The organism is Mycobacterium sp. 1081908.1 (assembly GCF_001673535.1).
GTDB lineage: Bacteria > Actinomycetota > Actinomycetes > Mycobacteriales > Mycobacteriaceae > Mycobacterium.
In genome coordinates, this window is the sequence record NZ_LZLY01000136.1 from 1 (window position 1) to 10883 (window position 10883).

The 10883-nt window shown below is 67.8% G+C and carries 9 protein-coding genes, 1 pseudogene and 1 riboswitch; of the genes and pseudogenes, 5 read left to right on the forward strand and 5 right to left on the reverse strand.

Going from position 1 to position 10883, the window contains the following annotated elements:
- Nucleotides 1–448 (forward strand): amidohydrolase family protein (locus A5655_RS22455; protein ID WP_156764995.1); only part of this gene is annotated, 448 nt, incomplete at its 5' end.
- Here A5655_RS22455 and yhjD read toward each other — a convergent pair.
- Nucleotides 449–1477 carry an inner membrane protein YhjD gene (gene yhjD / locus A5655_RS22460; protein WP_067013901.1) on the reverse strand — a complete coding sequence of 343 codons (1029 nt, stop codon included), beginning with the start codon at nt 1475–1477 and terminating at the stop codon, nt 449–451.
- 8 nt (nt 1478–1485) lie between these two features.
- Nucleotides 1486–2505 (reverse strand): tryptophan--tRNA ligase, encoded by a 1020-nt coding sequence (gene trpS / locus A5655_RS22465; protein ID WP_067013903.1) that lies wholly within the window; start codon nt 2503–2505, stop codon nt 1486–1488.
- A gap of 131 nt (nt 2506–2636) precedes the next feature.
- On the opposite strand from trpS, the gene A5655_RS22470 reads away from it, so the two are divergent.
- Nucleotides 2637–3434 (forward strand): alpha/beta fold hydrolase, encoded by a 798-nt coding sequence (locus tag A5655_RS22470; protein WP_067013915.1) that lies wholly within the window; start codon nt 2637–2639, stop codon nt 3432–3434.
- A 16-nt stretch (nt 3435–3450) separates the two neighbouring features.
- Here the strand turns inward: A5655_RS22470 and A5655_RS22475 are convergent, their stop codons facing one another.
- Nucleotides 3451–4680, reverse strand: a complete 1230-nt coding sequence (locus A5655_RS22475; protein ID WP_067013905.1) for an NADP-dependent isocitrate dehydrogenase — start codon at nt 4678–4680, stop codon at nt 3451–3453.
- 34 nt (nt 4681–4714) lie between these two features.
- Entirely contained in the window at nt 4715–6955 is a 2241-nt protein-coding gene (locus tag A5655_RS22480; protein WP_067013907.1) for an NADP-dependent isocitrate dehydrogenase, read from the reverse strand.
- Between the two features lie 169 nt (nt 6956–7124).
- A riboswitch (SAM riboswitch) is annotated at nt 7125–7242 on the forward strand.
- Nucleotides 7243–7407: 165 nt separating this feature from the next.
- Here A5655_RS22480 and A5655_RS22485 point away from each other — a divergent pair.
- From A5655_RS22485 to A5655_RS22495, 3 genes are read left to right on the forward strand one after another with little or no spacing between them, the layout of a single operon-like run.
- Nucleotides 7408–8796, forward strand: coding sequence for a bifunctional o-acetylhomoserine/o-acetylserine sulfhydrylase (locus A5655_RS22485; protein WP_067013909.1), 1389 nt, complete (start codon nt 7408–7410; stop codon nt 8794–8796).
- Nucleotides 8797–8807: 11 nt separating this feature from the next.
- Nucleotides 8808–9953, forward strand: coding sequence for a homoserine O-acetyltransferase (locus tag A5655_RS22490; RefSeq protein ID WP_067013911.1), 1146 nt, complete (start codon nt 8808–8810; stop codon nt 9951–9953).
- Nucleotides 9950–10684 carry a class I SAM-dependent methyltransferase gene (locus tag A5655_RS22495; protein ID WP_067013913.1) on the forward strand — a complete coding sequence of 245 codons (735 nt, stop codon included), beginning with the start codon at nt 9950–9952 and terminating at the stop codon, nt 10682–10684. The genes A5655_RS22490 and A5655_RS22495 overlap by 4 nt, the downstream gene beginning before the upstream one ends.
- Before the next feature lie 12 nt (nt 10685–10696).
- Here A5655_RS22495 and A5655_RS28395 read toward each other — a convergent pair.
- A pseudogene (locus A5655_RS28395) lies at nt 10697–10883 on the reverse strand (hypothetical protein); the annotation flags it as partial.

The window sequence follows — 10883 nt, forward strand, 5'->3', positions numbered from 1 at the left end:
CGCCGTCGGCGATGAGTTCGACCGTGACCCCCGGGGCGCGCAGCAGCGCGAGCGCGGGTCCCGGTTCGCGGTGGTGCGCGCGGTCATCGCGGCCGCGGGGCCCGACCGGGTCGCCCTGGTCACCGACGCGCTCGCCGCGGCCGGCTGCCCCGACGGGACGTTTCGGCTCGGCGCGGTGCCCGTCGACGTGGTGTCGGGTGTGGCGCGCGTGCACGGCACGCCGACGATCGCCGGCAGCACCGCCACCATGGATCGGCTCTTCCGCGACGCGGCCGCCGCGGGCCTGGCCGCCGCGGTGGCGATGACGGCGGCGACGCCGGCGCGGGCGCTCGGCCTCGAGCGGGTGGGCTGTTTGCGGCCGGGCTTCGACGCCAATCTCGTTGTGCTGGACGGCGCTTTGGATGTGGCCGCCGTCATGGTCCGCGGCGACTGGGTGCTGGACGGGTAGCTACCGCAGCCAGCGGGTCAGCCGGGAAAACGCCAACGCCCCAATGGCTCCCACGCCCATCGCGGTCAGCGTCTGGCGCGTGGACAGCCCCTCGTCCGCCTGCACCCGCGGGGCGATGATCGCCGGCGGCGGGGGGTCCACGTGTTTGGCGCGCGGATCGGGCGACGCGGTGGCGGCCCAGGCGGCGGCGAACAGCACCAAATACGCGGTGACGTAAGAGAACACCATGAGGCCCAGCACCGGCCCGAACGCCACCCCGGCGGGGCTGCGCAGCACCGCCCTCAAATACAGCGACGCCACCTGCTTGAACAGTTCGAAGCCCGTCGCCGCCAGCAGGCCGGCCCGCATCGAGGCGACCAGGTCCACCTTCTCGCGCGGCAGCCGGGCGATCATCCAGGTGAACAGCAGCCACGACACGAACAGCGAGATCAATATCGAGAAAAGCCGGAACAGCCAGTCGAACACCGAAAGCTCGGGTATGCCAAGCCATCTCAGTACCGCGCCCATCGGGGCCTCGTGGCCGAGCGTGCTCAGCGCCACGGTGGCCAGCATCACCGTGAACGTCCCGAGCATGGCCACCAGGTCGGACAGCTTGTTGCGCAGGAACCCCGGCGACTCGATGCGCTTGTCCCACCACATCTCGGTCACCGCGCCCCGCAGGTGCGATATCCAGCCCACGCCCGCCCAGGCGGCGGTGGCCAGCCCGATGACGCCGACGGAGGTGCGCGCGTCGATCGCCGAATTCATCAGGTCGACCAGCTGTTGCGAAAGGGCGCCGGTCACCGAGGACCGGATGTGGTCGTCGATCGTGTTCAGCAGCTGGGGCCGGCGCGACAGCAGGAACCCGAACGCCGCGAAACCGACCATCAGCAAGGGGAATAACGCGAAGATCGTGTAGTAGGTGAGGCCGGCGGCGTAGAAGCCGCCGTTGCGCTCGTCGAAACGCTGATAGGCGCGCAGGACGTGATCGAGCCAGCGAAACCGGGCCCGCAGCCGATCCAGGACGCCTGGCTTGCCCGGCTCGCTCATGCGCAACCCTATTCCCGTACCGGAAGGAACCCTATCCGATCGTAGACCCGCCGAACGGTTTCGCCCGCGACCTCCTCGGCGCGCTGGGCGCCGGCCGCCAGGATCGACTCCAATTCGGCGCGGTCCGACATCAATTCGTCGACGCGCGCCTTGATCGGGCCGACGAATTCGACGACGGCCTCGGCGGTGTCCTTCTTCAGGTCGCCGTAGCCGCGCCCCGCGTAACCCTCGACGAGCTTGTCGATGCCGACCCCGGTGACCGCCGACTGGATGGTCAGCAGGTTCGACACGCCGGCCTTCGCCTCGGTGTCGTACCGGATCTCGCGCTCGCTGTCGGTCACCGCGGAGCGAATCTTCTTGGCCGACAACGCCGGATCGTCGAGCAGGTTGATCAGCCCGGCGTCCGTGGCCGCCGACTTGCTCATCTTCGACGTCGGGTCGGCCAGGTCGTAGATCTTGGCGGTCACCTTGGGGATGAGCACGTCGGGAACGACGAAGGTGTCGGGAAAGCGGCTGTTGAACCGCTGCGCGACGTCACGCGCCAGCTCGAGGTGCTGGCGCTGGTCCTCGCCCACGGGCACCAGATCGCTGTCGTAGGCCAGCACGTCGGCCGCCTGCAGCACCGGGTAGGTGAACAGGCCCACCGTGGTCGAGTCGCTGCCTTGGCGCGTGGACTTGTCCTTGAACTGCGTCATCCGCGACGCCTGCCCGAAGCCGGTGAAGCAACCCAGCACCCACGCCAGCTGGGTGTGGGCGGCCACGTGGCTTTGCACGAACACCGTGCTGCGGTCGGGGTCGATACCCAGCGCCAGGTACTGCGCGGCGGTGACCATGGTCCGGCGTCGCAGCGCCTCGGGATCCTGCGGGACGGTGATCGCGTGCAGGTCGACGACGCAGAAGAACGCGTCGTGGTCGTCCTGCAGCGTGACCCACTGGGTGATGGCGCCCAGCGCGTTACCCAGGTGAAGCGAGTCGGAGGTGGGCTGCACGCCGGAGAAAAGCCGGCTGGATCCGGTAGCGATGCTCATGATGCCCCGATCTTTTCACGCGCGGACCGGCCATTGTTTGCAGTACCGGCGGTACCGCCATTACTGTCGGGTCCATGGGGAGCAACGTGGGGACCCGTCCGCCGATCCATCTCGGTTCCGGGGAACCGATCCTGCTGCTGCATCCGTTCCTGCTGTCGCAGACGGTGTGGGAGGACGTGGCCCGGCAGCTGGCCGACACCGGCCGCTACGAGGTCTTCGCCCCGACGATGGCCGGTCACAACGGTGGTCCCAGGGCCGGCACCTGGTTCCTGTCCTCGGAGGTGCTCGCCGATCACGTCGAGCGGCAGATGGACGACTTGGGCTGGAAAACCGCCCACATCGTCGGGAACTCGCTGGGCGGCTGGGTCGCCTTCGAGCTGGAGCGGCGCGGCCGGGCCCGCAGCGTCACCGGCATCGCCCCGGCGGGCGGTTGGACGCGCTGGACCCCAGCGAAGTTCGAGGTGATCGCCAAGTTCATCCTGGGCATCCCGCTGCTGCTGGCCGCCTGGGCGTTGGGGCCGCGCGTGTTGCGCCTGCCGTTCAGCCGCCACTTGGCCACCTACGCGATCAGCGCAACGCCCGACGGAGTCAGCGACGCTCAACTGCTCGGCTGCATCGACGACGTCGCACACTGCCCCGCCTACTTCCAGCTGCTGGTCAAGGCCACGCTGCTGCACGGCCTGCGGGAGGTCGCGCAGAACGCCGTGCCGGCGCATCTGGTGATCTGCGAGAAGGACCGGATCCTGCCCGCGCCCCGGTTCAGCAGGCATTTCACCAACCACCTGCCCAAGGACAGCCACCAGGTCACCAAGCTCGACGGCGTCGGGCACGTGCCGATGTTCGAGGCGCCCGAACGGATCACCGCGGTGATCACCGACTTCATCGAGGAACGCTGCCCGTCCCCGGGCCGCGAACAGCCCGCGGGCTAGCTGGCTAGCGCGTGGGTTAGCCGGCCAGCGCCTTCTCCAGGTTCTCGGCGATGGAGTTGAGGAACTCCTCGCTTTGCTGCCACTCCTGGTCGGGGCCGATGAGGATGGCCAGGTCCTTGGTCATCTTGCCGCCCTCGACGGTGGAGATGACGACCTCTTCCAGCTTCTTGGCGAACTCGATCACCTCGGGGGTGTCGTCGAGCTTGCCGCGGTGCTGCAGGCCCCGCGTCCAGGCGAAGATCGACGCGATCGGGTTCGTCGAGGTCGGCTTGCCGGCCTGGTACTGCCGGAAGTGGCGGGTGACGGTGCCGTGCGCGGCCTCGGCCTCGACGGTCTTGCCGTCGGCCGTCATCAGCACCGACGTCATCAGCCCCAGCGAGCCGTAGCCCTGCGCGACGGTGTCGGACTGCACGTCGCCGTCGTAGTTCTTGCAGGCCCACACGTAGCCGCCCTCCCACTTGAGGCAGGCCGCCACCATGTCGTCGATGAGCCGGTGCTCGTAGGTCAGGCCCTCGGCCTCGAACTGCTCCTTGAACTCCTCGTCGTAGATGCGCTGGAACTCGTCTTTGAACATGCCGTCGTAGGCCTTGAGGATGGTGTTCTTGGTGGACAGGTACACCGGCCACTTGGCGTTGAGGCCGTAGGCGAACGAGGCGCGCGCGAAGTCGCGGATCGAATCCTTGAAGTTGTACATCCCCATCACGACGCCGCCGTCCTCGGGGATGGACACCACCTCCTGCACCATCGGCTCGCTGCCATCGGACGGCGTGAACGTCAACGTGACGGTGCCGGGCTTGTCGACCTTGAAGTTGGTCGCGCGGTACTGGTCGCCGAACGCGTGCCGGCCGATGACGATCGGCTTGGTCCAGCCCGGGACCAGCCGCGGCACATTGGAGATCACGATCGGCTCGCGGAAGATGGTGCCGCCCAAGATGTTCCGGATGGTGCCGTTGGGCGACAGCCACATCTTCTTCAGGTTGAATTCGTGGACGCGCGCCTCGTCGGGCGTGATGGTCGCGCACTTGACGCCGACTCCGTGCTTCTTGATCGCATAGGCCGCGTCGATCGTGACCTGGTCGTCGGTGCGGTCGCGGTGCTCGATGCCCAGGTCGTAGTAGTCCAGGTTGATGTCGAGGTGGGGCAGGATCAGCATGTCCTTGATGAGCTTCCAGATGACGCGGGTCATCTCGTCGCCGTCGAGCTCGACTACCGGCCCCTGGACCTTGATTTTGGATTCGCCTGCCATATCGAGTTCGACTTTCTTCCCGCGGCTCTGAGCCTCAAGAGGCTTGCGAAGCTGCCAGCGCTTCGTTGAACGTTTTGCTCGGCCGCATCACTGCAGTCGTCTTCTCCGTGTCGGGGCGATAGTAGCCGCCGATGTCGACCGCCTCGCCCTGCGCCTCCGCGAGTTCGGCCACGATCGCTTCCTCGTTGCGGCTCAACTCCTCGGCCAGCGCGGCGAAGTGCTCCCGCAGCTCTTCGTCGTCGGATTGCGCGGCGAGTTGCTCGGCCCAGTACAGCGCCAGGTAGAACTGGCTGCCGCGGTTGTCGAGTTCGCCGGTCTTGCGCGACGGGCTCTTGTTGTTCTCCAACAGCTTTCCGATCGCCGCGTCCAGCGTCTTGCCGAGAATCTTGGCGCGCTCGTTGCCGGTCTTGATGCCGATGTCTTCGAAACACGCTCCCAGGGCGAGGAATTCACCGAGGGAGTCCCAGCGCAGATGGTTTTCCTCGACGAGCTGGTGGACGTGCTTCGGCGCCGAGCCGCCCGCCCCGGTTTCGTACATTCCGCCGCCGGACATCAGCGGCACGATGGACAGCATCTTGGCGCTGGTGCCGAGCTCCAGGATGGGGAACAGGTCGGTGAGGTAGTCGCGCAGGATGTTTCCGGTCGCGGCGATGGTGTCCTGCCCGCGCATCGCGCGCTCCAGCGTGTACCGCATGGCCCACACCTGCGGCATGATGTTGATGTCCAGGCCCTCGGTGTCGTGTTCCTTCAGGTACGCCTTGACCTTCTTGCGTAGCTCGACCTCGTGCGGCCGTTCGGTGTCCAGCCAGAACACCACCGTCATGCCCGAGTTTCGCGCCCGGTTGACGGCCAGCTTGACCCAGTCGCGGATCGCCTCGTCGGTGACGATCGGCATGCGCCAGATGTCGCCTTCTTCCACGTTCTGGGTGAGCAGGACCTCCCCGGTGTCGAGGTCGACGATGTTGGCCACACCGTCTTCGGGGATCTCGAACGTCTTGTCGTGCGAGCCGTATTCCTCGGCCTGCTGCGCCATCAGCCCGACGTTGGGCACGGTGCCCATCGTCGTCGGGTCGAACTGCCCGTGCGTCTTACAGAAGTTGATGATCTCCTGGTAGATGCGGGAGAACGTGGACTCGGGGTTGACGGCCTTGGTGTCCTTCTGCCGCCCGTCGGCGCCCCACATCTTGCCGCCGGCGCGGATCATCGCCGGCATCGACGCGTCGACGATCACGTCGCTGGGCGAATGAAAGTTGGTGATGCCCTTGGCCGAATCGACCATCGCCAGCTCCGGGCGGTGTTCGTGGCAGGCGTGCAGGTCGCGGATGATCTCCTCGTGCAGCGAGGCGGGCAGCGACTCGATCTTGTCGTAGAGGTCGACCAATCCGTTGTTGACGTTGACGCCGAGCTCGTCGAACAGCTCCTGATGCTTGGCGAACGCCTCCTTGTAATAGACCTTCACGGCGTGACCGAACACGATGGGATGGGAGACCTTCATCATCGTCGCCTTGACGTGCAGCGAGAACATCACGCCGGTCTCGTAGGCGTCCTGCATCTGTTCCTCGTAGAACTCGATCAGGGCCTTCTTGCTCATGAACATGGAATCGATGACGTCGCCCTCGCGCAGCTCGACCTTGGGCTTCAGCTCGAGGGTCTGCCCGCTCTTGGTCTCCAGCACCATCTTCACGTTGCGGGCGTGGTCCAGCGTCATCGACTTCTCGCCGTGGTAGAAGTCGCCGTGCCGCATGGTCGCGACGTGGGTGCGAGCCGCCGGCGAGAACTCCCCCATGCTGTGCGGGTGCCTGCGCGCATACTCCTTGACGGCCTTGGGCGCGCGCCGGTCCGAGTTGCCTTCCCGCAGAACCGGGTTGACCGCGCTGCCGAGGCATTTGCCATAGCGGGCGCGAATTTCCTTGTCCTCGTCGGTCTTCGGGCTCTGCGGAAAGTCCGGGATCCGGTAACCCTTGGCCTGCAGCTCCTTGATCGCGGTGATCAGCTGGGGCACCGAGGCGCTGATGTTCGGCAGCTTGATGATGTTGGTGTCGGGCCGCTTGGTCAGCTCGCCCAGTTCCGCCAGGTCGTCCGGCACCCGCTGCTCTTCGGTCAGGTGATCGGCGAACTCGGCGAGGATCCGGGCGGCCACCGAGATGTCACGGGTTTCGATCTTGATGCCCGCCGGCTCGGCGAAGGCTCGCACGATCGGCAGGAACGCGTAGGTCGCCAGCAGCGGCGCCTCGTCGGTCAGCGTGTAGATGACGGTCGGCTGTTCGGCGCACACGGTCCATCTCCCGGCGTCATTGGTCAGGTATTGGTCAGATATTCGAGGGTTCTCAGCGTTCTGGTTGCCACGTTATCAAGGGTGTTTGGACAGGTGTCGACCGCGGGCGAGCCGGTCCGTTGGCCTCTCCGTTGGCATGGGCGCGCCGCTATGAGATAGGCTTCACATCGGTCATGAGCGCCAGCGCTAAGCCCCGGCTTGCTGGCCGGCAACCCTCCAACCGCGGTGGGGTGCCCCGGGTGAAAGACCAGGTCTAGTAGCCACAGGCTGCGCGGCAAGCGCGGGTCCGCCATACCGGACCCCTGACTAGAGGGGAAACGTGATGCGCATTCGTCAAGCTCATTCGCATGGCTTTGTCTGCGGCTTTGTCCGCGGCTTTGTCTGCCGTCGGTAATTCGACCGCACACTTCCCGCTACCCGAATTCACCTTCTGAGAAGAAAGCACACCGCACGTGAGCTCCCAAAACAACGAAACCAGTCCCGAGGCCGATCCCACCGCGCATCCCTCGTCCGAAACCTGGTCGTTCGAGACGAAGCAGGTCCACGCCGGCCAGAGTCCCGACCCCGCGACCAACGCCCGCGCCCTGCCGATCTACCAGACCACGTCCTACGTCTTCGACGACACCACGCACGCCGCCGCGCTGTTCGGGCTCGAGGTCCCGGGCAACATCTACACGCGGATCGGCAACCCGACCACCGACGTCGTCGAGCAACGCATCGCCGCGCTCGAGGGCGGGGTGGCCGCGCTGTTCCTGTCCTCCGGGCAGGCGGCTGAGACATTCGCCATATTGAACCTCGCGAGTGCCGGAGATCACATCGTCTCCAGCCCGCGGCTCTACGGCGGCACCTACAACCTGTTCCACTACTCGCTGCCGAAGCTCGGCATCGAGGTCAGCTTCGTCGACGATCCCGACGACCTCGATTCCTGGCAGGCGGCGGTGCGGCCGAACACCAAGGCGTTCTTCGGCGAGACCATCTCCAACCCGCAGATCGACATCCTGGACATCCCGGGGGTCGCCGGGGTCGCCCACGCCAATGGCGTCCCGCTGATCGTCGACAACACCATCGCGACGCCCTACCTGATCCAGCCGTTCACGCACGGCGCCGACATCGTGGTGCACTCGGCCACCAAGTACCTGGGTGGCCACGGCTCCGCGATCGCCGGCGTGATCGTCGACGGCGGCACCTTCGACTGGACCCAGGGCCGCTTCCCCGGATTCACCACGCCCGACCCCAGCTATCACGGCGTGGTGTTCGCCGAGCTGGGGCCGCCGGCGTACGCGCTCAAGGCCCGCGTGCAACTGCTGCGCGACCTGGGGTCGGCCGCCGCGCCGTTCAACGCGTTCCTGGTGGCGCAGGGCCTGGAGACGCTGAGCCTGCGCGTCGAGCGGCACGTCGCCAACGCGCAGCGGGTCGCCGAGTTCTTGGAGGCCCACGACGGCGTGCTGTCCGTCAACTACGCGGGGCTGCGCAGCTCGCCGTGGTACGAGCGGGGAAAGAAGCTGGCGCCCAAGGGAACCGGGGCCGTGCTGGCGTTCGAGCTGGCCGGCGGCGTCGAGGCCGGCAAGGCGTTCGTGAACGCGCTGCAGCTGCACAGCCACGTCGCCAACATCGGCGACGTGCGCTCGCTGGTGATTCACCCGGCGTCGACCACGCACGCCCAGCTGAACCCCGAGGAGCAGCTGGCCACCGGCGTCACTCCCGGCCTGGTGCGCCTGGCGGTCGGCATCGAGGGCATCGACGACATCCTGGCCGACCTGGAGCTCGGCTTCGCCGCGGCCCGGAAATTCGGTTCGGAAGGCGCCGGGGCGGCCGACCCGCACGCGGTGGCGGCGTTCTGAGGGGTTCTGACATGACGATCTCCGACGTCCCGACGCAGACGCTGCCCGCCGAAGGCGAGGTCGGCTTTGTCCACATCGGCTCGCTGACCACCGAAAGCGGTGCGGTGATCGACGATGTCTGCATCGCGGTCCAGCGCTGGGGCGAGCTGTCTCCGACGCGCGACAACGTGGTGGTGGTCCTGCACGCGCTCACCGGCGACTCGCACATCACCGGGCCCGCTGGACCCGGGCACCCCACGCCCGGCTGGTGGGACGGCGTCGCCGGGCCGGGGGCGCCGATCGACACCGACCGCTGGTGCGCGGTGGCCACCAACGTCCTCGGCGGCTGCCGTGGCTCCACCGGCCCCAGCTCGCTCGCCCGGGACGGAAAGCCCTGGGGCTCAAGGTTTCCGCTGATTTCGGTGCGCGACCAGGTGGAGGCCGACGTCGCCGCGCTGGCCGCCCTGGGCATCGACCAGGTAGCCGCCGTCGTCGGCGGATCCATGGGCGGCGCAAGGGCTTTGGAGTGGATCGTCGGCCACCCCGACCGGGTGCGGTCCGGGCTGCTGCTGGCGGTCGGTGCGCGCGCCACCGCCGACCAGATCGGCACGCAGGCCACGCAGATCGCTGCGATCAAGGCCGACCCGAACTGGCACGGCGGCGACTACTACGAGACCGGGGCGGCGCCGGATGCCGGGTTGACGATCGCCCGTCGCTTCGCGCATCTGACCTACCGCGGCGAGGTCGAGCTCGACACCCGCTTCGCCAACGACAGCCAGGGCGACGAGGATCCGGCCCCATTTGGCGGCGGCCGCTACGCCGTGCAGAGCTACCTCGAGCACCAGGGCGACAAGCTGCTGGCCCGCTTCGACGCAGGCAGCTACGTCATCCTGACCGAGGCGCTGAGCAGCCACGACGTCGGCCGCGGCCGCGGCGGTGTCGAGCGCGCCCTGCGCGGGTGCCCGGTGCCCGTGGTGGTCGGCGGCATCACCTCCGACCGGCTTTACCCGCTGCGCCTGCAGGAGGAGCTGGCCGAGCTGCTGCCGGGCTGCTCCGAGCTGCACGTCGTCGACTCCATCTGCGGGCACGACGGGTTCCTGGTGGAGTCCGAGGCCGTCGGCGAATTGATCCGCGAGACGCTGGATTTGGCGGACTCGGCCGATCGGGGCGGGCGGTGATCCGCTCCAGCCAGGAACGCTCGCTGTCGTTCGGCTCGGCGGCCGCCGCCTACGAGCGTGGCCGCCCCTCCTATCCGCCGGAGGCGATCGACTGGCTGATACCGCGCGGCGCGCGGCGCGTGCTGGATCTGGGCGCCGGGACCGGCAAGCTGACGACCCGGCTGGTGGAACGCGGCCTGGACGTGGTGGCCGTCGACCCGATTCCCGACATGCTGGAGGTGCTGCGCACCTCGCTGCCGGAGACCCGGGCCCTGCTGGGCACCGCCGAAGAGATTCCGTTGGAGGACAACAGCGTTGACGCCGTGCTCGTCGCGCAGGCGTGGCACTGGGTGGACCCCGAGCGCGCGATCCCCGAGGTGGCCCGCGTGCTGCGCCCAGGCGGGCGGCTGGGCCTGGTGTGGAACACCCGCGACGAGCGGCTGGGCTGGGTGCGAGAGCTGGGCGAGATCATCGGCTCCGACGGCGACCGGGGCCGCTTCGACGTATCGCTGTCCACGTCGTTCACCGACCCCGAGCGCCATCAGGTCGAGTGGACGAATTACCTTACGCCGCAAGCATTGATCGACCTGGTAGCGTCGCGCAGCTACTGCATCACCTCGCCGACCGAGGTCCGCACCCAAACACTCGACCAGGTGCGTCAGTTGCTGGCCACCCATCCGGCGCTGGCGAACTCGAACGGGCTGGCGTTGCCGTACGTCACCGTGTGCATCCGGGCGGCGCTGGCCGCTTAGGTGACGGGCCGCTTAGGTGACGGGCAGCCCGTCGGGGCCGCGCCCTTCGTAGAGCATCGGTAGGTAGGCGGCGAGGAAGCCCTCGACGTCGCGACCGTGGTTCGACACCCATTCCTGGTTCTCCGGATGGGTCAGGATGAGAAAGCGTTCCTCCCGGATGCCGGCAACGACCCGCTCGGCGGCGTCTTCGGGCTGGATC

Excerpts from the sequence above, each read along its gene's own strand:
- A5655_RS22490 (WP_067013911.1), top strand. The coding sequence starts at position 8,808 with ATGACGATCTCCGACGTCCCGACGCAGACGCTGCCCGCCGAAGGCGAG.
- A5655_RS22475 (WP_067013905.1), bottom strand. The coding sequence starts at position 4,680 with ATGGCAGGCGAATCCAAAATCAAGGTCCAGGGGCCGGTAGTCGAGCTC.
- yhjD (WP_067013901.1), bottom strand. The coding sequence starts at position 1,477 with ATGAGCGAGCCGGGCAAGCCAGGCGTCCTGGATCGGCTGCGGGCCCGG.
- trpS (WP_067013903.1), bottom strand. The coding sequence starts at position 2,505 with ATGAGCATCGCTACCGGATCCAGCCGGCTTTTCTCCGGCGTGCAGCCC.